Below are 23,979 nucleotides of genomic sequence, written 5' to 3'. Positions count from 1 at the left end.
CGTCAAGCTCTGCGAGCAGGGGGCACCCCCAGCGGCGTTGTCGTCGGTCGCCGACGCTCCGCGTCGACTCCCTCCTCCGCCTTGCAGCCGCACGCACCAGACCCCGCTCGGGTGGGTCGAGAGGCTCCCGGCCTCAAGCCGGGCTGATCCGAACGAAAGACCGACCCTAGCGGGCGTCTCGCCGGTCGTGGCGGGCTCCCTGGAGCCCGTGACCGCCCTCCTTGCGGGCCACCGCGAAGATCCGGCGGAACGGGAACGGGGTGCCGTGCCGTGTCGCCGGGTACGCCTCGCGCAGAGCCTCGCGGTAGGCGAGGACGAACTCCTCCCGCGCCGCGGGGTCGGCGTCGAGCGCCGTGAGGACCGGGCGCAGGGCGGTGCCCTTCACCCAGTCCAGGACCGGGTCCTCGCCCGGCAGCAGGTGGACGTAGGTCGTCTCCCAGGCGTCGGTGTCGCAGCCGAGGGCCGTCAGCCGGTTCAGGTATTCCACCGGTGTGTGCACGGCGTTCTCGTGGCGCAGGGCTCCGGCCAGCCGGTCCCGCCAGCGGGGTGCGTTCGCCAGTTCGCGCAGCAGGCGGTGGCTGGGGGCGTCGAAGTTGCCGGGGATCTGGAAGGCCAGGGTGCCGCCGGGTGCCAGTCCGGCGATCCAGTCGGCGAAGCGGCCGGCGTGCCCGGGGATCCAGTGCAGGGTGGCGTTGCTGATGATCAGGTCGTGTGGCTCGGCGGGCGTCCAGGTGCGGATGTCGGCGTGGGCGAAGTCGAGCCGGCCGCCGCCGGGGGTCGGTCCCGGCCGGGCCTGGGCGAGCATCTCGGGCGAGTTGTCGTAGCCCGTGAGGTGGGCGGTGGGCCAGCCGGCGGGCCAGCCGGGCGGCCAGTGAGCCGGGGCCGCAGCCGAGGTCGACGACGAGCGGGCGGCCCGGCCGGCCGGCGGTGATGTGCTCGACGACGTCGGCGATGACGGTGAAGCGCTCCTCGCGGTCGACGGCGTACCGCTGCTGCTGGCGCTCCCAGCGCTCCACCCATCGTTCCGCCGTCGCCAGGCTCAGTCCCATGGGGTCGTGCCACCTCACCGTCTCGCACCTGATGTCCCGCTCGTTCCGCGAGTCTACAGGTGAAAACGGTTCCCATTATGCATGCGAGCGCGGCGTCACTCACGCCAGTGACGCCAGGACGGACAGCAGCCGGTCGATCTCCGCCTCCTCGTTGTACACGTGCAGGCTCACCCGTACGGAGCCGGTCCGCTCGCCCGCGCTGCCCTGGCAGTGCTGGTCGGAGCGGACCATGAACCCTTCGCTGAAGAGGATGAACCCGAGGTCGCCCGAGTCGACGGCGCGGTGCCGGAAGGTGACGATGCCCCGGCGTTGCTGGACGGAGGAGTCGGCGGCGAGACTGGTCCGGCAGCCCAGCACCTCGTAGGCGTCCAGCCGGCGCAGCCCGTCGGTGAGGCGGGCCGCCAGGGCGACCGTCCACCGTTCGATCCGGTCGACACCCGCGCCGTCCAGCCAGTCCAGGGCAGCCGTCAAGGAGACGATGCCGGCGGTGTTGGGGGTGCCCGACCAGCCGCCGGGGGTGAGTGCCGGTCCGCGCGCCTGACGGGCCCAGACGGCACCCGTCCCCGGCAGGGCCATCGCCTTGTGCCCGGAGAAGACGACGAAGTCGACGTCCGCGGCGGCCACCGACACCGGCACATGACCGACGCTCTGGGCCGCGTCCAGGCAGATGACCGCGTCCGGGCCGACCGCCCGGCGGATGCGGTGGACGTTCATGTCGCCCCCGTACACGTGGTGGACGTGGGTGACGGCGACGAACCGGGAGCGCTCCCCGGCCAGTCCGGCGAGTGCGGTGTGGTCGTAGTCGCCGGAGCCGGGCTGGTAGGGCATCGGACGGACCCGGATCCGCACTCCCTGGCGGGCCAGCAGCCGCTGGGCCTCCAGCCACGGCTCGATGTTCGCCTGGTGGTCGGCGACGGGGACGACGATCTCGTCCCCGTCGGAGAGGAACGAGGGCAGCCAGTCACGGGCGAGCGTGCGCAGCCCCTCGGTGGTGCCGCTGGTGAAGTGGACCGCCGAGCCGTCCGGGGCCGGGTCGTCCAGGAACCGCTTGACCCGTTCGCGGGCCTCCTCGATCAGGGCGGTGCTCCGGTTCGCCCAGGGGTAGGTGCCGCGTCCGGCGTTGGCGTTGGACGTCGTGAGGTAGGTCTGGACGGCGTCGAGCACCGCCTGCGGCTTCTGGGCGGTGGCGGCGCTGTCCAGGTAGGCGAGGTCCGGATGGCCGGTGATGATGGGGAACTGGCCGCGCAGCGGGTGCTGCCAGTCCCGCAACTCCGTGAGCGCGGCGGTGCCCTGGGCGCGTGAGGCGGGTGCGGTCATGCCGGTCAGTCCCGCACCAGGGGCGCGCCCGCGTCCCGCCAGGCGATGATGCCGCCGGCCAGGCTGCGCACCTCGGGGTGTCCCATCCGGGTGAGCAGCGCGGCGTAGCGGGCGGACTTCTCCCCGACCGGGCAGGCCAGCAGCACCGGGCGGCTGCGGCTGAACGGCAGTCCGCCGCGCAGCAGTTCCCCGAAGACCTCGTCGACGATGTTGACCGAGCCGTCGATGTGCAGCGCGGCGTACGCGAACGGGCTGCGCAGGTCGACCACCAGCGGCCGGCCCGTGCCGATCCAGGCCTGTGCGTCCGCGACCCCGACGGACGGGGCCGTGCGGATCTCCTCCTCGGTCAGATCGGCCGGCGAGTTCGTGCGCGCGGGGCGGCCGAACAGGTCCGGGCGCCGCTGCCGTACATAGCCGAGATAGCTCTCGACCCGGTCGCAGACGATGAACACCGCCGTCTGCCGCCGGTCGTCCTCGGTCAGCTCCGCGTCGACGGCGCGCAGCCGGCGCACCGCCCCGAAGTAGGCGGCCCCGCCGGTGGGTCCGGCCAGGATGCCGCACCGGCGGTTGAGGGTGAGCATCCCCTCGATCGCCTCGTCCGAGCCGACCGCCTCGATCGTGTCGTACGTGGCGGGGTCGAACAGACCCACCTCGTGGGCCTCGTCGAGGGTGCGGATGCCGGGGATGAAGTCGGACTTGGCCGCGACCAGGCCGAGGACCCGTACGGCGGAGTCGTTCTCCCGCAGCACGCGCGCGACACCGGTGGACGACCCGGCGGTGCCCACGCAGGCGACGAACCAGTCCGGGGCGCGGCCGTCCAGGTCCTTGACGATCTCCGGCCCGGTGCCGGTGAGATGGGCCTCGGTGTTGCGCGGGTTGAAGTACTGGTCCGTATGGAGATACGCGCTGCCCTGTTCGGAGATCGTCCGGTGGAACAGGGTCAGCGGGTCGTCGGTGGCGGTCGGGTCCAGGCACTCGCTCTGGCCCGGCAGTTCCTCGATCTCCGCGCCGAGCAACAGCAGCAGGTCCTTGATCTCGGGCACCCGCATCCGGTTGGTGACGCTCTTGAAGGTCAGGCCGTGCATGCCCGCGAGAACGGCCAGTGCCTTCGCCGTGTTGCCGCTGGACAGTTCGACGACCTGGCTGCCGCGCGCGGCGGCCGCGGCCAGGTGCGGGCGGGCCATGTTCCAGGCGGCCCGGTCCTTCACCGAGCCGAACGGGTTGAGCAGTTCCAGCTTCGCGTACAGGTCGATGTGGCGCAGACCGTGCACGGACGGGTCGATGCGCACCAGCGGGGTGTTGCCGATGGCCTCGGTGATGCTGTCGTACCTCACTGTGCTCCCCCCCGGGAGGTGGTCGGCCAGTACTGATCGTCCAGGCACCAGCGCCACGCGCCGTCCTCCTGCCAGGCGGCGGCCTTGCGGGCGACGGGCTGCCGCTGGGCGGCTGTGGCGTGGAAGTCCATGCAGTAGCCGGCGGTGTTCACGAAGGCCATCAGGTCACCCGGTTCGGGCCGGCGTGGCAGGAACACCGTGCGGCGGGTGATCAGGTCGGCCTCCAGGCAGAGGCTGCCGAAGAGGTGGACGGCGACCGGTTCGCCTCCGCCGGCGGACACCGGCTGACGGCGGGCGCGGGGGACGACGACGGGGTCCATCAGGACGCCGTGCTCCTCCAGGGCCACGTCCGAGGCCTTCGCGGCCAGCCGCACCAGCAGTTCGCCGCCGGACTCCTGCTCGCGCACCTCCAGCACCTTCGCCAGGGTCAGCCCGCACTGGTCCAGCAGGGCCCGGCCGGGTTCGGTGTACAGGTCGTACAGGTGCTCGACCAACAGCTCGCCCAGCGGCCGGCCGCCCAGGGAGGGGGCGGGCCGCGTGAGCAGCTCGTCGAGGTAGCGCGCACCGGAGACCGGCCGGTGGGCGGGGTAGAGCCCGAGGGAGCCGCGCAGCGTGCCGCCCTCGTTGCGCAGCCCGTAGCCGTGTCCGCCCCAGGTCAGCGGTGGCCGATTGCCCAGCACGGCGTCGGTGAGCGCGCTGGTGTAACGCTCCCACTGCTCGCCGTCGGCGAGATAGCCGAGCCCGAATCCGCCGCCGACGTCGACGGCCCGGGGCCGCAGCCCTCTCTTGCGGGCCTCCTCCAGTGCCCGCAGGCAGCCTTCGAGCGCGGTCGCCTTCTCGTCGAGGCTCGTGGTGTCCAGGTGATAGGCCACCCCGGCCAGCTCGACCGTGTCCCGGTGCCGTTCGACAGCCTCCAGCAGCGGGCCGGAGGCCCGCACGGGCGTACCGAACCGGCTGCGGCGGCTCAGCACCCGTACGCCCGCCGCCTCGAAGCCGGACAGGCGCAGCAGCACGGGCACCCGAGGCAGGGTGAACACCCGTACCAGCGCGGCCAGTTGGTCCAGCTCCTCCCGGCTGTCGACGCTGACGGTGACGGACGTGCGGGCGGCCAGCCACAGGAACTCCGGGTTCTTCGGACCGGTCGCCGTGATGCGGTCGGGGGTGAAGCCGGCGCCGAGCGCGTGCTGCAACTCGCCCAGCGACGCGACGTCCACGCCGGCGTCCGTAGCGGCCAGCCGGCGCAGCAGGGCGCTGGACCGGTTGGCCTTGTGGGCGAAGTACACCTGACCGGACAGGTGGTGACCGGTGTACACCGCGCGGAAACGCTCGGCGTTCGCGGCGATCTGTTCGGGGATCACCACGTTCAGCGGTGAGCCGAGCGCGTCGACGAGCGGGTGCAGGACGTCGGGCGACGCCAGCAGCGAGCCGAGGCGTGACCCCAGCCGCGGTTCCAGATACAAGGGATGCCCGCCCATGCCCGCCCCTCACCCGCACGTCAGACCCGGCATCCCGGGCATGCCCCCACGACTCCCGAGCTTTGCCGTATAGCCCCCTTTCCATTCTCCGGTCGCTTTACGCTCATCCCGGCCTGCCCGTCGGGCGATCGGTCACCGTCGCGTATGGGCAACTCCCGTCACTATTCAGCTACTTGGCGGCCGTTTTGGCCGGTTCCCGAGGTGCCGTCGGCGTCGAGTCTTGACTCCCGGGCAGCGGATCGCGATCCTCTTCGGATCACTTGCGTGAGCATGACAATCCGAGGAGTGGCCGTGGCTCGACGCTCGTACCGCAGCCGGAACGGCGTCACCGTCATGACGCTGCTCCTCCTCGTCCTGACCGTGGCCCTCGGCCCCGCCCCCAGCTCCGCCGCGGGCGACGACTGGTGGAACCCGGCCGCGCGCCCCGCGCCCGACTCGCAGATCAACGTCACGGGCGCGCCCTTCACCGGCACCGACGCCCGGGGGCAGGTGCGCGGATTCGTCGACGCCCACAACCACCTGTTCTCCAACGAGGCCTTCGGCGGCCGCCTCATCTGCGGCAGGACCTTCTCCGAGGCCGGCATCGCCGACGCCCTCGAGGACTGCCCCGAGCACTACCCCGACGGCTCCCTGGCGATCTTCGACTTCATCACCAACGGCGGTGACGGCAGGCACGACCCGGTCGGCTGGCCCACCTTCGAGGACTGGCCCGCGCACGACTCGCTCACCCACCAGCAGAACTACTACGCGTGGGTGGAACGGGCCTGGCGCGGCGGCCAGCGGGTCATGGTCAACGACCTCGTCACCAACGGCGTGATCTGCTCGGTCTACTTCTTCAAGGACCGCGGCTGCGACGAGATGACGTCGATCCGGCTCCAGGCGAAGCTGACCTACGACCTCCAGGCCTACGTCGACCGGATGTACGGCGGCCCCGGAAAGGGCTGGTTCCGCATCGTCACCGACAGCGCGCAGGCCCGCCGGGTGATCGAACAGGGCAAGCTGGCGGTCGTCCTGGGCGTGGAGACCTCCGAGCCGTTCGGCTGCAAGCAGGTACTGGACGTGCCGCAGTGCGACAAGGAGGACATCGACAAGGGGCTGGACGAGCTGTACGCGCTGGGCGTGCGCAGCATGTTCCTCTGCCACAAGTTCGACAACGCGCTGTGCGGCGTCCGGTTCGACTCGGGCACCCTCGGCACCGCCATCAACGTCGGGCAGTTCCTGTCCACCGGCACCTTCTGGCGGACCGAGAGGTGCGCGGGCCCCCAGGCCGACAACCCCATCGGCCTCGCCGCCGCCCCCGAGGCCGAGAAGCGGCTGCCGCAGGGCGTGTCCGTCCCGTCGTACGACGCCGACGCGCGCTGCAACGTACGCGGCCTGACCGCACTCGGCGAGTACGCCGTGCGCGGCATGATGCAGCGCAAGATGATGCTGGAGATCGACCACATGAGCGTCAAGGCCACCGGCCGGGTGCTCGACATCTTCGAGGCCGAGTCCTACCCGGGCGTGCTCTCTTCGCACAGCTGGATGGACCTGAACTGGACCGAGCGGGTCTACGGACTCGGCGGGTTCATCGCCCAGTACATGCACGGCTCCGAGGGATTCAGCGCGGAGGCGGAGCGCACCGACGCGCTGCGCGACAAGTACGGCGTCGGCTACGGATACGGCACCGACATGAACGGCGTCGGCGGCTGGCCCGGCCCGCGCGGCGCGGACACCGGCAACCCGGTCCGCTACCCGTTCCGCAGCGCCGACGGCGGATCCCTCATCGACCGGCAGACCACCGGCGAGCGCACCTGGGACCTGAACACCGACGGCGCCGCCCACTACGGGCTCGTCCCCGACTGGATCGAGGACATCCGGCTGGTCGGCGGCCAGGACGTCGTCGACGACCTGTTCCGCGGCGCCGAGTCCTACCTCGACACCTGGGGCGGTACCGAACGGCACCGCGCGGAGACCGACCTGGCCGCGGGCGCCGGTGCCACCGCCAGCTCCACAGAATGGTGGAACCCCTTCAGCAGCCACGCGCCCGGCCGGGCCGTCGACGGCGACCGGGACACCCGCTGGGCCAGCGAGTGGAGCGACGCCCAGTGGCTCCGCCTCGACCTCGGCGCCACCCACCTCGTCGGCCGCGTCACCCTCGACTGGGAGCGCGCCTACGCGAAGGCGTACCGCGTCGAACTCTCCGCAGACGGCCGGACCTGGCGGACCGCCTGGTCCACCACGGCCGGCGACGGCGGACTGGACACCGCGCGGTTCACGCCGATTCCGGCCCGTCACGTCCGCGTCCAGGGCCTGGTCCGGGGCACCGAGTGGGGCTACTCGCTCCGCGAGGTGGGCGTCCACAGCCGCTGACGCCTCCGTCCGCCGTCTGCGACCAGGCAGTTCACCCGTCGCCCAGGAGCCGCCGGGAAGGCTTCCCACGTCCACCCGACTTGAACGCATTGTTTTCTTTAATTGTTCGTGTTTAGGCGGTAGGTTGACCCCCATGACCGCACCCGGGACCCCGACCACCGCCGACGAACTGCGGGGAGCCGGCCTGCGGGTGACGGCCGCCCGTGTCGCGCTGCTCGAGACCGTGCGGGCCGGCGACCACCTCGACGCCGAGGCGATCGCCTCCGGCGTCCGCGAGCGCGTGGGCCACATCTCCCTCCCGGCCGTGTACGAGGCGCTGCACGCGCTGGCCGCGGCGGGACTCGTCCGCCGGATCGAGCCCCCGGGCAGCCCCACCCTCTACGAGGGCCGAGTCGGGGACAACCACCACCACCTCGTGTGCCGTTCGTGCGGCGCTGTCGCCGACGTCGACTGCGCGGTCGGTCACGCGCCCTGCCTCACCGCCTCGGACGACCGCGGCTTCGTCGTCGACGAGGCCGAGGTCATCTACTGGGGCCTGTGCCCCGCCTGTTCCACCCCCAGCAGTTCCTGAGCACAGCAGTTCCTGAGCACCGTGATCACTAGTTCGGAAGGTTTCCCATGGCTGAGAACCCCGATGCGATCGTCACCGACCCGAAGACGGAGGGCACCGGTGGCTGTCCGGTCGCGCACGGGCGCGCCCTGCACCCCACCCAGGGCGGCGGCAACCGCCAGTGGTGGCCGGAGCGGCTCAACCTGAAGATCCTCGCGAAGAACCCCGCCGTGGCGAACCCGATGGGTGAGGACTTCGACTACGCCGAAGCGTTCAAGAGCCTCGACCTCCCGGCCGTGAAACGGGACATCGCCGAGGTGCTCACCACCTCCCAGGACTGGTGGCCCGCCGACTTCGGCCACTACGGGCCGTTCATCATCCGCATGGCGTGGCACAGCGCGGGCACCTACCGGATCAGCGACGGCCGCGGCGGCGCCGGCGCCGGCCAGCAGCGCTTCGCCCCGCTGAACAGCTGGCCGGACAACGCCAACCTCGACAAGGCCCGCCGGCTGCTGTGGCCGGTCAAGAAGAAGTACGGCCGGAGCCTGTCCTGGGCCGACCTGATGATCCTCGCCGGCAACGTCGCCCTGGAGACCATGGGCTTCAAGACCTTCGGCTTCGCCGGCGGCCGCGAGGACGTCTGGGAGCCGGAGGAGGACGTCTACTGGGGCCCCGAGACCACCTGGCTCGACGACCGGCGCTACACCGGCGACCGTGAGCTGGAGAACCCGCTCGGCGCCGTCCAGATGGGCCTCATCTACGTCAACCCCGAGGGGCCGGGCGGCAACCCGGACCCGCTGGCCGCGGCCCGCGACATCCGTGAGACCTTCCGCCGCATGGCGATGAACGACGAGGAGACCGTCGCCCTCATCGCCGGCGGCCACACCTTCGGCAAGACCCACGGTGCAGGCCCGGCCGACCACGTCGGCGCCGACCCCGAGGCCGCCTCCATGGAGGAGCAGGGCCTCGGCTGGAAGAACACCTACGGCACCGGCAAGGGCGCGGACACCATCACCTCCGGTCTGGAGGTCACCTGGACCAGCTCTCCCACCAGGTGGAGCAACAACTTCTTCTGGAACCTCTTCAGCTTCGAGTGGGAGCTGACCGAGTCCCCGGCCGGCGCCAAGCAGTGGCGGCCCAAGGGCGGCGCGGGCGAGGGCACCGTCCCCTCCGCGCACGACCCGCAGAAGAAGATCGCGCCGGGCATGCTCACCACCGACCTGGCGCTGCGCTTCGACCCGGTCTACGAGCAGATCTCGCGCCGCTTCCTGGAGAACCCGGACCAGTTCGCCGACGCCTTCGCCCGCGCCTGGTACAAGCTGACCCACCGCGACATGGGCCCGAAGTCGCTGTACCTCGGCCCCGAGGTCCCGGAGGAGACCCTGCTGTGGCAGGACCCGCTGCCGGAGCGCGAGGGCGACCTCATCGACGCCGCCGACGTCGCCGCCCTGAAGGCCAAGCTCCTCGACTCGGGCCTCAGCGTCTCGCAGCTGGTCGCCACCGCCTGGGCGTCGGCCTCCACCTTCCGCGGCAGCGACAAGCGCGGCGGTGCCAACGGCGCCCGCATCCGCCTGGAGCCGCAGCGCAACTGGGAGGTCAACGACCCCGACCAGCTCGCGGTCGTGCTGCGCACCCTGGAGACCGTCCAGCAGGAGTGGAACACCGGCGCCCGCAAGGTCTCCCTCGCCGACCTGATCGTCCTCGGCGGCTGTGCCGCGATCGAGAAGGCCGCCAAGGACGCCGGATTCGACATCGAGGTGCCGTTCACCCCGGGCCGCGTCGACGCGACCGAGGAGCACACCGACGCCGAGTCCTTCGCCGCGCTGGAGCCCACGGCCGACGGCTTCCGCAACTACCTGGGCAAGGGCAACCGCCTCCCGGCCGAGTACCTGCTGCTCGACAAGGCCAACCTGCTCACCCTGAGCGCCCCCGAGATGACCGTCCTCGTCGGTGGCCTGCGCGTGCTCGGCGCCAACCACCAGCAGTCGCAGCTCGGCGTCTTCACCACGGTCCCGGGCGCGCTGACCAACGACTTCTTCGTCAACCTGCTCGACCTGGGCACGACCTGGAAGTCGACCTCCGAGGACCAGACCGCCTTCGAGGGCCGCGACGCCGCCACCGGTGAGCTGAAGTGGGCCGGCAGCCGCGCCGACCTGGTCTTCGGCTCGAACTCCGAGCTGCGCGCGCTCGCCGAGGTCTACGCCGCCGACGACGCGAAGGAGAAGTTCGTGCGGGACTTCGTCGCCGCGTGGGTCAAGGTCATGGAGCTGGACCGCTTCGACCTGGCCTGATGCGCTCGGGCCCGGACCGGTGGGCCGTCTCGGCCCACCGGTCCAGGCCGCTCTTCGGGTCTTACGACCATATGGGGGCGGGCGCGCATGGTCCGGGTGGCTTCGGGTACGCGAGGAACACTGTGCCCGTCCGATCTCGGCCCGGACGCGGTGTACGACCGCAGCTACCTGGGGATCCGCCATGGACACACCCGCCGACAACGGCACCAACCCCGCCCAGCAGGCGCTCGACGCGCTCGCCCGGGACACCGAGGACACGGACGCGCTGGACACCCTCGCCCACAGCGAAGTGCTCGTCCCCGTGCCCGACGACGTCCCGGAGGAGGACGCGACCGATCCCACCGCCGTGGCGCTGCCCGTCCTGGAGCAGCCGGACGGCGTACCGGTGGTGCCCGTCTTCACCTCCGAGCTGGAGATGGCCGGGCTGCTGCCCTTCGTCTCCCGCTACCGCCTGGTCCCGCTGGGCGTACTGGCCGCGCAGTGGCCCTCCGACGATCTGTCGCTCACCATCGACGCCAGCTCCGCCCACGGACTCACCCTGACCTCGGACGGGGTGCGCACGCTGCTCGCCCGCCCCTGAGACGGCGCCGGGCCGGACCCTGGGGGGTGTCGTCGAACTCCCGTCTGCCCCGCGACGCGCGGCACGTGCTCTCGCCGCATCGGACGAAAGCCCGNNCGCACCGGACGCCGCAGGGCCGTCCTGCGGACGACGACGGGAGTTCGACGACACCCCCTAGATGTATTGACCTAGAGCGTCACCGCGTCCGGGGCGGCGATGCCGAAGTCCGCGTCCAGCACCTGACGCACCTCGGCGTCGCCGGCCAGTTCCCGCTTGCGCACCGTGCCGTCGGCACCGGTCTCGGTGAGGAGCCGGCCGTCCAGGAGGAGGTGCCCGTCGGACGTGGTCCGCTGGGCGAACAGGCGCCGGGTGAACGGCGACCGCGGGTTGGTCGACACCTCCCAGTTGAACACCTCGTAGTCGGACAGTTCGAACGGTTCCAGGGTGAACGCGTACTGCGCCACCCACTCGTCGCCGGCCCGGTCGTACGCCTCCAGCACCCACAGGTCCAGCGGCCCGCCGTGCGGCGCGTGCACGAACCGGTGGCGGCGCCCCGCGTCGTGGAGTTCGGTCCCGGCGACCAGTGGCACCGCCTCCAGCAGCGCCCCGGCGGCCCCGTACCCCACGTCGGCGAGATACGGCCGCGACTCGTCCGCGGCCGTGACCAGCAGGATCATGTGGCCGCGCGGACGGCTCTCGATCCGGTCGGCGCCGAGGATCACCCGCGCAGCGAGGCGGGTCACCCGGAAGCCGAGCGCCTCCAGGACGTACGAGAAGAGCAGGTTCTGCTCGTGGCAGTAGCCGCCCCGTCTGCTGTGCACCAGCTTGGCCATGAGATCGTCCGGCTCCAGGGACGGGGCCCTGAGCCGCAGGGCCTCCAGATTCTCGAACGGAATGGCACGGGCATGGGCCAGATGCAGCCCCCGCAGCGTCGCCGTGTCGGCACGCAGCGGGCCCTCCCAGCCGATCCTGCTGAAGTAGGCGTCGAGATCCACTGACGATGTCGTTTCGGGCATGCACCTCACCCTAGGCAGCCGACGGCACCGCGTCGGCGGCCCAGGGTCGGATCCGTCCTCGGGCCTTGGTCCTAGGCGGGCGGGCTCAGGCGGACGGGCCCTGGAGCAGCCCGATCATGCGGGGCGGGCCGACGGCTTCCCGATCCTGGCCTTCCCGCCCCTTCCGATCGCCCCGACCGGTCGACCCGGACCCGCTCGGCGACCTCGCGGCGGAAGTGCGGGCAGTCCGTCAGCTCCTCGTGGGCACAGCCCAGAGCGCACTCGACCAGCGCCAGCGACGCCTGCGCGGCCGCGATCCGGGCGTGCAGCTCCTCGGCCTCCCGGCGCAGCACCTCGCTCCGCACCCGGTGGCCGCCGGCCACCAGCGTGCGGATCGCCTCCAGGGACAGCCCCGCCTCCTTGCCGCGCAGGATCACCGCCACCCGCACCACGTCCGCGGGCCCGTACCGCCGGCGGCCCGCGGCGTCCCGGGCCGGGGCCAGCAGGCCCGTCGACTCCCAGTGCCGCAGCACATGCGCGGCCAGCCCGAAGCGCCCGGCCAGCGCACCGATGCCGATCGTCCCGTCCCGCTCGTTTGACCTCATGCCGACATTAAGTCGCACCCTGACCGCCATGACCAAGGACCAGGAACAGACCGACGCCCTGCTCGCCCGCCTGGACCTCGCCGACCGGCTCCCCGGGGCCCGGGAACTGCGGGACCTCTCCTACGACCTGCTCGGCGCGGCCCGCTCGGTCGTCGACGTGGGCTGTGGCGGCGGCCGGGCGGTGGCCGAGCTGGCCGGGCGGGGGGTGACGGCGGTGGGCGTCGACGTGGACGAGCGGATGCTCGCCGCCGCCCGGGCGCGATGGCCGTACGCCGATCTGCGGGCCGGAGACGCCCGCGCCCTGCCGTTCGCGGACCGGTCGGTCGACGGCTACCGCGCGGACAAGGTCTTCCATGAGCTGGCCGAGCCCGAGCGGGCCCTCGCCGAGGCCCGCAGGGTCCTCGTCCCCGGCGGGCGGGCCGTCCTGACCGGCCAGGACTGGGACACCTTCGTCATCGACTCCGACGACCCCGGGCTCACCCGCACCCTGGTCCACGCCCGGGCCGGCCAGGTCACCGCACCCCGCGCGGCCCGCCGCCACCGCGCCCTGCTGCTGGACGCGGGCTTCCGGAAGGTGACCGTCGAGGTGCGCACACAGATCCTCACCGGCCCGGACGGCCTGCCGCTGCTGACCGCCCTGGCCCGGGCGGCGGCGCGGTCGGGCGCCGTGGACGGCGTACGCGCCGCTGGCTGGATCGCCGAGCAGCGTGCCAGGGCCGGCCGGGACAGGCTGTTCGCGGCCGTGCCGGTGTTCTTCGCGGCCGGCGAGGTCTGAGACCGCCGGCCGACGGTCAGGTCGACTCCCTTTTCACCAGCTCCGTCGGGAGGATCACCGCGGCCGGGTCCTCGCCCCCGATCTGGGCCAGCAGGACCCGCACCATCTCGGCGCTGATCCGGTCCCAGGGCTGCCGTATGGTCGTCAGCTCGGGGCTCGCGGCGACCGCGGCGGGGGAGTCGTCGAAACCACCGACCGCCACGTCCTGCGGCACCCGGCGCCCGGCCCGCTGGAGCGTGGCGAGCACGCCCTGCGCCATCAGGTCGGAGGCGACGAAGACGGCGTCGATGTCGGGTGCCTGGGTGAGCAGCCGCTCGGCGCCCGCCTCACCGCTGGCCCGGCTGTAGTCGCCGGAGACGACGAGATCGTCGTCGATGGGGAGGCCCTCCTCGGCCAGCACCTCCTTGTAGCCGGCCAGCCGCTCCACACCGCCGGGCGTGTCCAGCGGGCCGGTGACCACGCCGATCCGGCGGCGCCCGAGCGAGAGCAGATGCCGGACCATGTCCCGGGCGCCGTCCCGGTCGTCGGCGGCCACGTAGCTCACCTTGGAGCCCAGCCCGATCGGCTTGCCGCAGGCGACCAGCGGCACGCCCGCCTCGCGCAGCTCCTGGGCGACCGGGTCGCCGGAGTGGCTGGAGACCAGCAGCACCCCGTCGACGTGCCCGGCGGTGATGTACCGCGTTATGCGCCGCCGCTCGTCCTCGGTGCCCGCCAGCATCAGCAGCAGCGGGATGTCGTGCGCGGCCAGCGCCTGGGTGCAGCCGCGCAGCAGGACGTTGAAGTTCGGGTCCTCGAAGAACCGCTCCTGAGGCTCCGTCAGGAGGAAGCCGACGGAGTCCGAGCGACCGGTGATCAGGGAGCGGGCGTGCCGGTTCACGACGTACCCCGTCTTGCGGATGGCGGCGTTGACCGCCTCCTGCGCGGCCGGGCTGACGTAGTGTCCGCCGTTGAGCACGCGCGAGACGGTGCCGCGCGAGACGCCGGCCTCGCGCGCCACGTCGTGAATCGTCGGCGGTCTGCGCCGGCCCCCCGTATGGCTCATGGTCATGACTTTACGGCCCCGGACAGCAGATCCAGGCTCCAGAACCGCTGGATGACCAGGAACAGTGCGACCAGCGGGATGACCGCGAGGAACGCACCGGTGATCACCAGGGTGTACAGCGCGGGCGTGTTCGCGCCCTGCTCCAGGAGCGTGTGCAGACCGAGCGTGATCGGGAACTTCTCGTCGTCGCTGAGCATGATGTACGGCAGCAGGAAGTTGTTCCAGATCGCCACGAACTGGAAGAGGAAGACCGTCACCAGACCGGGCACCATCATCGGCAGCGCGATCCGGGTGAAGATCCGCCACTCGCTCGCGCCGTCCATCCGCCCGGCCTCCACCACGTCGGCCGGCACGGCGGCGGCCGCGTAGATCCGGGACAGGTAGACGCCGTACGGCGAGAGGATCTGCGGCAGCAGCACGGACCAGTAGGAGTCCGTGAGGTCGGCCTTCGCCAGCAGCAGGTACTGCGGGATCGCCAGGATCACCGGCGGCATCAGCACACCCGCGAGCAGCACGTTGAACATCGTCTCGCGCCCGCGGAAGCGGTACGTCGCCAGCGCGTAGCCCGCGAAGGACGACACCACCGTGGACAGCAGGGCGCCGAGGATCGCGTAGAGGGCCGAGTTGCCCATCCACTGCCAGTACACGCCGTCGCGGTAGGCGTTCAGGTCGGAGAGGTTCTCGGCGAAGCCGGTGCCCGGCAGGAAGGTGAACGTGGAGAACAGCTCGTTGCCGGACTTGGTGGAGGCGATCACCACCCACGCCACCGGCAGCAGGCAGTACAGCGCGCCGAGCAGCAGCGTCACCGTGGGGATCAGCGCGATCCGGCGGCGCAGCGGCGGTCCCTGGGCGGTGCCGGGGGTGGTGCCCGCGGCGGGTTCGGTCTTGCGGATGGCCAGCGTGCTCATCGTGCCGCCTCCTGCTTCTGACGACGGTTCGCGGCCCGCAGGAAGCCGAAGGACAGCAGCAGCGTGGCCAGGGCGATGATCGTCGCCTGGGCGGCCGCCGCATGGATGTCACCCTTGCCGAAGGCGTCCTGGTACACCTTCATCAGCGGACTCCAGGTGGTGGGCACGGAGTTGGTGAGCGGCTTGAGGGTGGTCGGTTCGCTGAACACCTGGAGCGTCGCGATGATCGAGAAGAAGAAGGTCAGCACCAGCGAGGGCGCCACCATCGGGATCTTGATCCGCAGCGCGATCTGCAGCGGGGTGGCGCCGTCCAGCTTGGCCGCCTCGTAGACCTCGGCCGGGATGGACCGCAGCGAGGTGTAGATGACGATCATGTTGAAGCCGGTGCCGCCCCAGACCGCGATGTTCGACAGGGCGAGGTAGAGCGGACCGCCGTCCAGCAGGTCGGGCTGCGGCAGGCCGAGCTTGTCGAGCACGAAGTAGAACGGGCTGACGTCCGGCAGGTACAGGAAACCCCACAGCAGCGCCGCGACCACGCCGGGGATGGCGTACGGCAGGAAGATCGCGAGCCGGGTGAAGGGGGCGAACCGCACCTTCTCGGAGTCGAGCATCAGCGCGAACAGCAGCGCGAGGCCCAGCATGACGGGTACGACGATGCAGCCGTAGGCGAGGACGCGTAGCGCGCCGCCGAGCAGCTCGCTGTCGGTGAGGGCGGCGGTGTAGTTCTCCAGGCCGGCCCAGACCTCGCGGCGGGCGCCGGAGCCGAGCCCGAGGCCCGAGACCTTCACCTTGCGGAAGCTGAGCCAGACCGCGTAGCCGATGGGCAGCGCGAAGAACAGGGCGAAGAGGATCGTTGCCGGGAGGAGGAAGCCGTACGGGGCCCCCTTGACCCCGTACGGCCTCCGGCGTGCGGTGGTCACTCGGAAACCTCGAAGCCCTGCTTCTTCAGGTCGGCGACGGTCGCCTCCTGCATGGTGTCCAGGGCGGCCGTGAAGTCCGACTTGTTCTTGGCGGCGGAGCCGAAGGCGTCCTTGAAGGCGGTGTAGGCGACGTTCACGTTCGGGCCCCAGGCGGACGGCGCGGTGGTCTGCGCGATCTCGGCGGCCTTGGTGTAGAAGTCGGCCTGGTTCGCGAAGTACTCCGGCGACTTGGTGAAGGCGCCGCTGAGCTGGGCGGCGGTGGAGGCGGGGTAGATGCCGCTCTCCTTGGCCAGCGCGTTCAGCGCCTCGCCGTCGGTGTTCAGCCAGGCGGCGAACTTGGCGGCGGCCTCCTTGTGCTTCGAGTCGGTGGTGACGGCGGTGGAGGAGCCGCCCCAGCTGCCGGTGACGTTCTCGCCGGTGGACCACTGGGGGAGCGGGGCCATGGCCCACTTGCCCTTGGTGTCGGGCGCGGCGGTGGTCAGGGTGCCCGGGGCCCACACGGCGCTGACCCAGGCGATCTGCTTGCCGGTGTTCAGCGCCTTGTTCCAGGCCGGGGTGTACATCGGCTGGTTGTCGATGGCGCCCTCCTCGACGAGGCCGCCCCAGAACTCGGCGACCTTCTGGGTCGCCGGGTCGTTGATGCCGACCTTCCACTGCTCGCCCTGAGTGGTCCACCACTTGGCGCCGGCCTGCTGGGCGAGGCCCGCGAAGAGGCCGGAGTCGTTGGCGGAGAAGGTGGTGAGGTCCTTGTCCGGGGCCTTCTTCTTCAGCGCCCGCGCGGTCTCGGCGAACTGCTCCCAGGTCGTCGGGACCTTCAGGCCGTACTGCTGGAAGAGGTCCTCGCGGTAGTAGAACATCATCGGGCCGATGTCCTGCGGCACCGCGTAGACCGCGTCCGTGCCCAGCGTGGTCTGCTGCCAGACGCCCTCGGCGAACTTCTCCTTCGCCCCGCCGACCTCGCCCGATATGTCGGCGAGCGCGTCATTGCTGACCAGGGTGGGCAGCGCCTGGTACTCGGCCTGCACCAGGTCGGGCGCCTTGCCGGCCTTGTGCGCGGTGAGGATCTTGGTGACCAAGGTGTCGCCGGACGCCTGCTTCTTCACGGTGACCGTGATCCGGTCCTTCTTGCCCGGGCCCTTGTTCCACAGGTCGACGACCTTGTCCATGCCGGGTGTCCAGGTCCAGTACGTGAGCGAGACCGGCCCCGACCCGGCCTCGCCGTCCCCCTCGTCCGAGCCGCACGCGGCGAGGGCGGTGCCGCCGAGCGTGAGGGCAACAGCGGTGGCCGCGCCTCTGAAAAGCCGCCGGCGCTTCGTGTTCGGCATGGATATCTCCCCTGACCTGGGGCCCTCGCCCGTCGCGAGGACCTGCCATGCTTCTGTGAGCGTTCACAGTAGAGAAACATCCCGGACACTTGTCAATGGTTGTTGCTGTGCGGTTATGTTGGGATCGCACCGCCACCGCTGTGTGTGCACGTTCCCAAATGATCGACCTACCGGGAGACATCCATGCCGGAGACCACCCCCAAGGGCCTCACGAGGCTCGCCTTCGGTGGGGACTACAACCCCGAGCAGTGGCCGGAGAGCGTCTGGCAGGAGGACGTCCGGCTGATGCGGGAGGCCGGCGTCTCCATGGTGAGTGTCGGGATCTTCTCCTGGGCGCTGCTGGAGCCCGCGCGCGGACAGTACGACTTCGGCTGGCTCGACCGGCTGCTGGACCTGCTCCACGAGAACGGCGTCCGCGTCGACCTCGGCACCCCCACCGTGGTCCCCCCGGTCTGGTTCTACCGCGAGCACCCCGAGGCGCTGCCGGTGACCGCCGACGGCACCCGCTACGAGTTCGGCTCACGCGGCGCCATCTGCCACAGCAACGCCGACTACCGGGCCGCCGCCGCGCACATCACCACCAAGCTGGCCGAGCGCTACGGCGACCACCCCGCCCTCGCGATGTGGCACGTCCACAACGAGTACGGCGTGCCGGTCTCCGCCTGTTACTGCGACTCCTGCGCCGCCCACTTCCGCCGCTGGCTGGCGGACACGTACGGCACGGTCGAGGCGGTCAACGAGGCCTGGGGCACCGCCTTCTGGGGGCAGCGCTACACCGGCCTGGAGCAGATCAACCCGCCGCGCGTCACCCCCACCGTCGGCAATCCGGCGCAGGCCCTGGACTACAAGCGGTTCGCCGACGCCATCATCCGCGAGAACTTCGTGGCGGAGCGGGACATCCTGCACCGCCTCTCGCCCGGCGTCCCGGTGACCACCAACTTCATGACCGCGCTCAGCCAGTGCGACTCCCTCGACTACTGGGCCTGGGGCCGCGAGGTCGACCTCGTCACCAACGACCACTACCTCATCACCGACGGCCGCCGCACCCACGTCAACCTCGCCATGGCCGCCGACCTCACCCGCTCGGTGGCGGGCGGCGCCCCCTGGCTGCTCCTGGAGCACTCCACCTCGGGCGTGAACTGGCAGGCCCGCAACCCCGCCAAGGCCCCCGGCCAGATGGCCCGCAACTCCCTCGCCCACGTGGCACGCGGCTCCGAGGGCGCCATGTTCTTCCAGTGGCGGCAGTCCCGGCGCGGCGCCGAGAAGTTCCACTCGGCGATGGTCCCGCACGGCGGCACCGACACCCGCGTCTGGCGCGAGGTCGTGCGACTGGGCGCGGACCTGGGCGCGCTGGACGAGATCCGCGGCACCCGCACCCGCGCGGACGTGGCGGTGCTCTGGGACTGGCACTCCTGGTGGGCGCAGAACCTCGACTGGCGGCCCAGCGAGGACCACGACGCCCGCGAGCGCGCCGACAGCTTCTACGAGGCGCTGTACGACCGCCACCTCACCGTCGACTTCGCCCACCCGGAGGCCGACCTGTCGGCCTATCCGCTGGTCGTGGTGCCCGCGCTGTACCTGATGACCGAGGCGGCAGGACGCAACCTCACGACGTACGTCGAGAACGGCGGCACCCTGCTGGTGTCGTACTTCTCCGGCATCGTCGACGAGCACGACGCCGTCCACGAGGGCGCCTACCCGGGCGCGCTGCGCGACGTCCTCGGCCTGACCGTCGAGGAGTTCTCCCCGCTGCTGAAGGGCGAGACGGTCCGCATCACCGGCCCCGACGGCGTCCCCGAGCTGGGCGCCGACGTGTGGACGGAGTTCGTGGTGCCGCGCGGCGCAGAGACCGTGTGGAGCTACGCCGACGGCCTCACCGCCGGCCGCCCCGCCGTCACCCGGCACCGTCTTGGCGAGGGCACCGCCTGGTACGTCTCCACCCGCCTCGCCGCCGGGGGCCTGGACGCGGTGCTCGCCCGGGCCGCCGAGGACGCGGGCCTCGCCCCGCGCACCGAGCTGCCCCGCGACGTCGAAGTGGTGCTGCGCGCCGGCGAGTCGGGCACCTACCTGTTCGCCCTCAACCACACCGGCACCGACGCCAAGGTGCCGCTGGACAGCCCCGGCACCGAGCTGCTCACCGGCGAACGCGCCGCGGGCGGCGTCGAGGTGCCCGCGGGCGCCGTCCGGGTCGTCCGGCTCGACGGCTGAACCCGGCCCCCGGGCCGAACCGACTCCCCTCCGTCCGCGCGAGCCGCACGAGCCGCGGGCGGAGGGGCCGCCCCCGCACGGAGTCTCATGGAGCGTCCGTGCGGAGGACCCCCATCCCCGTTACGTCGAAGGGACGACGGACGACGATGTTCCATCCCAGACGCACGATGCTGCACCCCAGGCGCACCCTGCGGGCCCTCCTGCTGCCGCTCGCCGCGGGACTCGCCCTCACCACCCTCCCGGCGCAGACCGCCGAGGCGGCGAGCACCCTCACCAACGGCGGATTCGAGTCCGACGGCGCCGGCACGGGCACGCCCGCCGGCTGGTCCGAGTACGGCTCGGCCGGCGCATCCTTCACCGAGGCCGGCGGCCACGGCGGGAGCTACCGGCTGAGTCACTGGGCGTCCGCCGCGTACAAGGTGGAGACGTACCAGTACCTCTCCGGCCTCGCCAACGGCAAGTACAGACTGACCGCCTGGGTCCGCTCCGGCGGCGGCCAGAACGCGGCGTACATAGCCCTGAAGAACTGCGGCGGCGCCGAACGGCGCACCGACCTCCCGGTCTCCGCGAGCGGGTGGATCCGGATCGTCGTGCCGGTCGACGTGACCACCAACCAGTGCACGATCAGCATCAACAGCGATGCCAACGCGGGCAACTGGATCAACGTCGACGACCTGACCTTCACCTCGGGCACGTCCGGCACCACCATCCACGGCGCCGACGTCTCCTCCCTCCCCAAGAGCGAGGCCAAGGGCGGCGTCTACCGCACGAGTTCGGGCTCCGCCGCCGACCCGCTCGCCGTCATGAAGTCCGCGGGCATGAACTACGCCCGGCTGAAGGTCTGGGTGAACCCGGCCGACGGCTACAACAACAAGGCCCGCGTGCTCGCCATGGCCAAGCGGATCAAGGCGCAGGGCATGAAGCTCCTCGTCGACTTCCACTACTCGGACACCTGGGCCGACCCCGGCGCCCAGGCCAAGCCGGCCGCGTGGGCGGGCCACTCCTACAGCCAGTTGAAGACGGACGTGTACCAGCACACGTACGACGTGCTGAACGCGCTCAAGGCCCAGGGCACCACCGCCGACATGGTCCAGGTCGGCAACGAGATCAACGGCGGCATGCTGTGGAACGAGGGTTCCACCAGCAACTGGCCGCAGCTCGCCGGGCTGCTCAACTCCGGTTACGACGCGGTCAAGGCCGTCAGCTCCTCCACCACCGTGGCGCTGCACCTCGCCAAGGGCGGTGACCTGAGCGGCACCCGCTGGTGGTTCGACTCGGCCGTGGCGAACGGCGTGAGGTTCGACGCCATCGGCCTGTCCTACTACGGCTACTGGCACGGCTCGCTGTACGACTTCCAGACCACCCTGGACGACGCCGCCGCCCGCTACGGCAAGCCGGTCTTCGTCGCCGAGACGGCCTACCCCTTCCGGCTCGACAGCGAGGACGCGCACGAGAACATCATCGACCTCCCCGGCGAGCTGGTCGCCGGATACCCCGCCACCACCGCCGGGCAGACCAGGTGGATGAACGACATCGCGAGCATCGTGGAGGCCGTGCCGAACGGCCGCGGCCTCGGCGTCTTCTACTGGGAGGCCACCTGGACGGCCGTGACCGGCAACGGCTGGGACCCCACCGACCCTTCCTCCGGCAACGGCTGGGAGAACCAGGCCCTGTTCGGCTACGACGACCGGGCGCTCCCGGCGATGACGTGGTTCAGCCACCGCTGATCCGCACGGCTGACGCCGGCTGAGACCGGTTCGGCCACCGCCGCCCGACGGGCCTGGGGCCCGGCCGCGAGAGTGCGCACCTCCGCGGCCGGGCCCTCGGCCGTTCCCCCCCCGCGCCACAGTCGAAGACCCGTTCGATACCGGGCAGGGGGCAGCACGTCCGGGAACCGATGTCTCAGCCCCCGCCGCGCAGGGAAAGCGGGCCGGTGAGGGGCCCGACCGAGGGGGACAGATGCTGAGGACTCCCACCCACGACACCAGGCTGCGCATCCTGGAATGGCTGGGGGACCCGGCCGCCCACTTCCCGCCGCACCACGGCACCGACCTCCTCGCGGACGGCGTCCCCGCCGACGCCGTGGCCGCCAAACTGGGCGTCCCCGGCCCGGTCGCCCACACCCACCTCACCCTCCTCACATGCCTCGGCCTGCTCCGCCGCCGCCGGATCGACGGCCGGGTCCACTACCGGTGCGACGAGGTGCGGGTCGCCGAGGTGGCGCGGATGTTCGAGAAGGGCTGGTAGCGGCCTGGGTGACGCCGCGGCGCTCGCCGTCCCGGGGTCCATGGACGGCCGGGACCCGACCGGAGTCCTGGACGGCTGCGCCCGGCCCTCGACGGACCCCCGGTCACCACCTCCGGCGCGACCCACTGGATCGGCGGCATCGCCGTGCACACCACCACCGGCGCCGAAGTGACCGCCGCGGCGACCCGGAGTTACGCTGTTGAGCGGCCGCGATCACCTCGCGGCGCGGCGGCGGGGCCCGCCGTGAGCGAACCGCGGCAGCCGAGCCGCCAACGGTCCCTGCTTGCGAGGGCGGCGCCCGCACCCCCGGGCCCGGGCGAGTAGGAGAAGCACGACCATGACATCCCCCGGCACCGACCACGCCGCGCCGCGCGCCACCCCCGTACGGCAGCGCTCCGCCCGGCGCGCCCAGGCGCCGGTGGTCGCCGTGGTCGCGCTCGGCGGTGGCATCGGCGCCACCGCCCGCTACGCGGCCTCCCTCCGGTGGCCCGCCGCACCGGACGGCTTCCCGTGGGCGACCTTCTGGGTCAACGTCGCCGGCTGCGCCGTGATCGGCGTCTTCCTGGTTGCCGTCACCGAGGGGGGGCGCCCAGCCCACCCGCTGCTGCGCCCCTTCTTCGGCACCGGGGTGCTCGGCGGCTTCACCACCTTCTCCACGTACGCCGTCGACATCCAGCGGCTCGTCGAGAGCGGCCGTCCCGGCACGGCCGGCGCCTATCTCGCCGCGACCCTGAGCGCGGCCCTCGCCGCCGTCTGGCTCGCCGCCACCGCGGCCCGGCGGCTGCTGCGCGGGAGGCGGCGATGACCCGGCCGACCGGCCGCGCCCTGCGGCTGACCGTCCTCGTCGGCGAGAACGACACCTGGCACCACCGGCCCCTGTACACGGAGATCGTGCACCGGGCCCACGCGGCGGGCCTCGCCGGTGCCAGCGTCTTCCGCGGTGTCGAGGGCTTCGGCGCCTCCTCCGTCGTCCACACCTCCCGGCTGCTGTCGCTCAGCGAGGACCTGCCCGTGGCCGTCGTCATCGTGGACGCCGAGGACCGCGTACGGGCCTTCCTGCCGCGACTGGACGGGCTGGTCGGCGACGGGCTGGTGACCCTCGACCCGTGCGAGATCGTGCGGCCCGCCCCCCGCGAGGAGACACCGTGAACTGGCTGCTGGTCGTCGTCGGCGGCATGATCGGCGCCCCGCTGCGCTATCTCACCGACCGCGCGGTGCAGTCCCGCCACGACTCCGTCTTCCCCTGGGGCACCTTCGCCGTCAACGTCACCGGCTGCCTCGTCCTCGGCCTGCTGACCGGCGCGACCGCAGCCGGAGCCGCCGACTCCCCCCTCCGGCTCTTCCTCGGCACCGGCCTGTGCGGCGCCCTGACCACCTACTCGACCTTCTCCTACGAGACCCTGCGCCTCGTCGAGTCCGGGGCCCGGCTGCCCGCCGCGGCCAACGCGATGGGCAGCGTGGCGGCCGGGCTCGGGGCCGCGTCCGGGGGATACGCGCTGGCCCGGGCGCTGTGCGCGTGAACGGACGCTCACCGTGACATGGACGGCCGGCGCACGACACCACGCCGAACGGGAATGGCCTCTTTACACTGGGGGAACAGTTCGGGCACATGCGTGACGTACGGGGGAGACGATCACTGTGGGGCCAGAGCGAGGCCAAGTCCGGGTGCTGTCCGAGGACGGCTCCTTATGGGGTGCCGGGGTGCTGGTCGCCCCGGCCGGCGCGGGACTGCACGTGATCACCTGCGCCCATGTCGTCAAGGCGGCGTTACGGCTGCCCGGTGACGCGCCGCCCGAACCGGCGGCGGCCGCCGGACGGCTGGTCGTCGACCTGCCGGGGCGCGGCTGGCGGAGCCGGGCCGCACCGCTGCCGGACGGCTGGTCGCCGCCCCCCGCGCTGGACGGCCCCGAACCCGGCGCCGCACGCTCGGACAGCCGTGACTTCGCGGTCCTCGCGCTGCACGGCGAGACCGGGCGGCTCCCCGCCGGTACCGGCCCCCTTCCCCTCGCCGGCCGGCTCCCCGCGGC

At 72.0% G+C, this 23,979-nt stretch carries 20 protein-coding genes and 2 pseudogenes; 12 read left to right on the top strand and 10 right to left on the bottom strand.

Annotated elements, in window-relative coordinates; genetic code table 11:
• Positions 1 to 166 precede the first annotated feature (166 nt).
• The 4 genes and pseudogenes from CCN42_RS00885 to CCN42_RS00865 all read right to left on the bottom strand — a co-directional run bounded on the left by CCN42_RS00885 (position 167) and on the right by CCN42_RS00865 (position 5,175).
• A pseudogene (locus tag CCN42_RS00885) lies at positions 167 to 1,049 on the bottom strand (trans-aconitate 2-methyltransferase).
• A gap of 99 nt (positions 1,050 to 1,148) precedes the next feature.
• Positions 1,149 to 2,366 carry an aminotransferase class V-fold PLP-dependent enzyme gene (locus tag CCN42_RS00875; protein WP_086732610.1) on the bottom strand — a complete coding sequence of 406 codons (1,218 nt, stop codon included), beginning with the start codon at positions 2,364 to 2,366 and terminating at the stop codon, positions 1,149 to 1,151.
• Positions 2,367 to 2,371: 5 nt separating this feature from the next.
• Complete coding sequence (locus tag CCN42_RS00870; RefSeq protein WP_086732609.1) at positions 2,372 to 3,700, bottom strand: pyridoxal-phosphate dependent enzyme; 1,329 nt, start codon at positions 3,698 to 3,700, stop codon at positions 2,372 to 2,374.
• Positions 3,697 to 5,175, bottom strand: coding sequence for a Y4yA family PLP-dependent enzyme (locus CCN42_RS00865; protein WP_086732608.1), 1,479 nt, complete (start codon positions 5,173 to 5,175; stop codon positions 3,697 to 3,699). Before CCN42_RS00865 ends, CCN42_RS00870 begins: the two co-directional genes overlap by 4 nt.
• A 333-nt stretch (positions 5,176 to 5,508) precedes the next feature.
• Here CCN42_RS00865 and CCN42_RS00860 point away from each other — a divergent pair, with 333 nt between their 5' ends.
• From CCN42_RS00860 to CCN42_RS00845, 4 genes are all read left to right on the top strand, one after another.
• Positions 5,509 to 7,527, top strand: coding sequence for a discoidin domain-containing protein (locus CCN42_RS00860; RefSeq protein ID WP_422641147.1), 2,019 nt, complete (start codon positions 5,509 to 5,511; stop codon positions 7,525 to 7,527).
• A 133-nt stretch (positions 7,528 to 7,660) separates the two neighbouring features.
• Positions 7,661 to 8,098 carry a Fur family transcriptional regulator gene (locus CCN42_RS00855; protein ID WP_086732606.1) on the top strand — a complete coding sequence of 146 codons (438 nt, stop codon included), beginning with the start codon at positions 7,661 to 7,663 and terminating at the stop codon, positions 8,096 to 8,098.
• 47 nt (positions 8,099 to 8,145) lie between these two features.
• The gene (katG, locus tag CCN42_RS00850) at positions 8,146 to 10,368 is read left to right on the top strand and encodes a catalase/peroxidase HPI (protein ID WP_086732605.1); all 2,223 of its coding nucleotides are present in this window, start codon (positions 8,146 to 8,148) and stop codon (positions 10,366 to 10,368) included.
• A gap of 181 nt (positions 10,369 to 10,549) precedes the next feature.
• On the top strand, positions 10,550 to 10,948 hold the full coding sequence (locus tag CCN42_RS00845) for an SseB family protein (RefSeq protein ID WP_086170575.1): 399 nt from the start codon (positions 10,550 to 10,552) through the stop codon (positions 10,946 to 10,948).
• 167 nt (positions 10,949 to 11,115) lie between these two features.
• Here CCN42_RS00845 and CCN42_RS00840 read toward each other — a convergent pair whose 3' ends face one another.
• Positions 11,116 to 11,943 (bottom strand): arylamine N-acetyltransferase family protein, encoded by an 828-nt coding sequence (locus CCN42_RS00840; RefSeq protein WP_086732604.1) that lies wholly within the window; start codon positions 11,941 to 11,943, stop codon positions 11,116 to 11,118.
• Between the two features lie 71 nt (positions 11,944 to 12,014).
• On the bottom strand, positions 12,015 to 12,527 hold the full coding sequence (locus tag CCN42_RS00835) for a helix-turn-helix domain-containing protein (protein WP_086732603.1): 513 nt from the start codon (positions 12,525 to 12,527) through the stop codon (positions 12,015 to 12,017).
• 28 nt (positions 12,528 to 12,555) lie between these two features.
• Here CCN42_RS00835 and CCN42_RS00830 point away from each other — a divergent pair, with 28 nt between their 5' ends.
• Entirely contained in the window at positions 12,556 to 13,302 is a 747-nt protein-coding gene (locus CCN42_RS00830; RefSeq protein ID WP_086732602.1) for a methyltransferase domain-containing protein, read from the top strand.
• Positions 13,303 to 13,318: 16 nt separating this feature from the next.
• Here CCN42_RS00830 and CCN42_RS00825 read toward each other — a convergent pair whose 3' ends face one another.
• From CCN42_RS00825 to CCN42_RS00810, 4 genes are read right to left on the bottom strand one after another with little or no spacing between them, the layout of a single operon-like run.
• Positions 13,319 to 14,350: a LacI family DNA-binding transcriptional regulator gene (locus CCN42_RS00825; RefSeq protein WP_086732601.1), complete on the bottom strand. Its 1,032-nt coding sequence runs from the start codon at positions 14,348 to 14,350 to the stop codon at positions 13,319 to 13,321.
• The gene (locus tag CCN42_RS00820; protein ID WP_086732600.1) at positions 14,347 to 15,252 is read right to left on the bottom strand and encodes a carbohydrate ABC transporter permease; all 906 of its coding nucleotides are present in this window, start codon (positions 15,250 to 15,252) and stop codon (positions 14,347 to 14,349) included. The genes CCN42_RS00825 and CCN42_RS00820 overlap by 4 nt, the downstream gene beginning before the upstream one ends.
• A complete protein-coding gene (locus CCN42_RS00815; protein ID WP_086732599.1) occupies positions 15,249 to 16,172 on the bottom strand; it encodes a carbohydrate ABC transporter permease in 924 nt (307 codons plus the stop codon). Before CCN42_RS00815 ends, CCN42_RS00820 begins: the two co-directional genes overlap by 4 nt.
• Positions 16,169 to 17,497: an extracellular solute-binding protein gene (locus tag CCN42_RS00810; protein ID WP_086732598.1), complete on the bottom strand. Its 1,329-nt coding sequence runs from the start codon at positions 17,495 to 17,497 to the stop codon at positions 16,169 to 16,171. The genes CCN42_RS00815 and CCN42_RS00810 overlap by 4 nt, the downstream gene beginning before the upstream one ends.
• A gap of 183 nt (positions 17,498 to 17,680) precedes the next feature.
• Between CCN42_RS00810 and CCN42_RS00805 the strand changes: the two genes are divergently transcribed.
• From CCN42_RS00805 to CCN42_RS00775, 7 genes and pseudogenes are all read left to right on the top strand, one after another.
• A complete protein-coding gene (locus CCN42_RS00805; RefSeq protein WP_086732597.1) occupies positions 17,681 to 19,705 on the top strand; it encodes a beta-galactosidase in 2,025 nt (674 codons plus the stop codon).
• A gap of 167 nt (positions 19,706 to 19,872) precedes the next feature.
• Complete coding sequence (locus CCN42_RS00800; protein WP_086732596.1) at positions 19,873 to 21,432, top strand: glycosyl hydrolase 53 family protein; 1,560 nt, start codon at positions 19,873 to 19,875, stop codon at positions 21,430 to 21,432.
• A 232-nt stretch (positions 21,433 to 21,664) separates the two neighbouring features.
• Positions 21,665 to 21,952 carry an ArsR family transcriptional regulator gene (locus CCN42_RS00795; RefSeq protein WP_086732595.1) on the top strand — a complete coding sequence of 96 codons (288 nt, stop codon included), beginning with the start codon at positions 21,665 to 21,667 and terminating at the stop codon, positions 21,950 to 21,952.
• A gap of 337 nt (positions 21,953 to 22,289) precedes the next feature.
• Positions 22,290 to 22,757, top strand: a complete 468-nt coding sequence (crcB, locus tag CCN42_RS00790) for a fluoride efflux transporter CrcB (RefSeq protein WP_086732594.1) — start codon at positions 22,290 to 22,292, stop codon at positions 22,755 to 22,757.
• Positions 22,754 to 23,101, top strand: coding sequence for a DUF190 domain-containing protein (locus CCN42_RS00785; RefSeq protein WP_086732593.1), 348 nt, complete (start codon positions 22,754 to 22,756; stop codon positions 23,099 to 23,101). The genes crcB (CCN42_RS00790) and CCN42_RS00785 overlap by 4 nt, the downstream gene beginning before the upstream one ends.
• Positions 23,098 to 23,472: a fluoride efflux transporter CrcB gene (gene crcB, locus CCN42_RS00780; protein ID WP_086732592.1), complete on the top strand. Its 375-nt coding sequence runs from the start codon at positions 23,098 to 23,100 to the stop codon at positions 23,470 to 23,472. The genes CCN42_RS00785 and crcB (CCN42_RS00780) overlap by 4 nt, the downstream gene beginning before the upstream one ends.
• A gap of 118 nt (positions 23,473 to 23,590) precedes the next feature.
• Positions 23,591 to 23,979 (top strand): annotated as a pseudogene (locus tag CCN42_RS00775) (trypsin-like peptidase domain-containing protein); the annotation flags it as partial.

The organism is Streptomyces glaucescens (assembly GCF_002154375.1).
In the GTDB taxonomy this organism is placed as follows: domain Bacteria; phylum Actinomycetota; class Actinomycetes; order Streptomycetales; family Streptomycetaceae; genus Streptomyces; species Streptomyces glaucescens.
Note: the sequence above shows the minus strand (reverse complement) of the source record. Positions and strands in the feature narration are given on the sequence as shown.

Bases quoted from the DNA above. Each gene is read 5' to 3' on its own strand.
- CCN42_RS00875 (WP_086732610.1), bottom strand. From the start codon at position 2,366: ATGACCGCACCCGCCTCACGCGCCCAGGGCACCGCCGCGCTCACGGAG.
- CCN42_RS00865 (WP_086732608.1), bottom strand. From the start codon at position 5,175: ATGGGCGGGCATCCCTTGTATCTGGAACCGCGGCTGGGGTCACGCCTC.
- CCN42_RS00860 (WP_422641147.1), top strand. From the start codon at position 5,509: ATGACGCTGCTCCTCCTCGTCCTGACCGTGGCCCTCGGCCCCGCCCCC.
- CCN42_RS00855 (WP_086732606.1), top strand. From the start codon at position 7,661: ATGACCGCACCCGGGACCCCGACCACCGCCGACGAACTGCGGGGAGCC.
- katG (WP_086732605.1), top strand. From the start codon at position 8,146: ATGGCTGAGAACCCCGATGCGATCGTCACCGACCCGAAGACGGAGGGC.
- CCN42_RS00845 (WP_086170575.1), top strand. From the start codon at position 10,550: ATGGACACACCCGCCGACAACGGCACCAACCCCGCCCAGCAGGCGCTC.
- CCN42_RS00840 (WP_086732604.1), bottom strand. From the start codon at position 11,943: ATGCCCGAAACGACATCGTCAGTGGATCTCGACGCCTACTTCAGCAGG.
- CCN42_RS00835 (WP_086732603.1), bottom strand. From the start codon at position 12,527: ATGAGGTCAAACGAGCGGGACGGGACGATCGGCATCGGTGCGCTGGCC.
- CCN42_RS00830 (WP_086732602.1), top strand. From the start codon at position 12,556: ATGACCAAGGACCAGGAACAGACCGACGCCCTGCTCGCCCGCCTGGAC.
- CCN42_RS00825 (WP_086732601.1), bottom strand. From the start codon at position 14,350: ATGACCATGAGCCATACGGGGGGCCGGCGCAGACCGCCGACGATTCAC.
- CCN42_RS00820 (WP_086732600.1), bottom strand. From the start codon at position 15,252: ATGAGCACGCTGGCCATCCGCAAGACCGAACCCGCCGCGGGCACCACC.
- CCN42_RS00810 (WP_086732598.1), bottom strand. From the start codon at position 17,497: ATGCCGAACACGAAGCGCCGGCGGCTTTTCAGAGGCGCGGCCACCGCT.
- CCN42_RS00805 (WP_086732597.1), top strand. From the start codon at position 17,681: ATGCCGGAGACCACCCCCAAGGGCCTCACGAGGCTCGCCTTCGGTGGG.
- CCN42_RS00800 (WP_086732596.1), top strand. From the start codon at position 19,873: ATGCTGCACCCCAGGCGCACCCTGCGGGCCCTCCTGCTGCCGCTCGCC.
- CCN42_RS00795 (WP_086732595.1), top strand. From the start codon at position 21,665: ATGCTGAGGACTCCCACCCACGACACCAGGCTGCGCATCCTGGAATGG.
- crcB (WP_086732594.1), top strand. From the start codon at position 22,290: ATGACATCCCCCGGCACCGACCACGCCGCGCCGCGCGCCACCCCCGTA.
- CCN42_RS00785 (WP_086732593.1), top strand. From the start codon at position 22,754: ATGACCCGGCCGACCGGCCGCGCCCTGCGGCTGACCGTCCTCGTCGGC.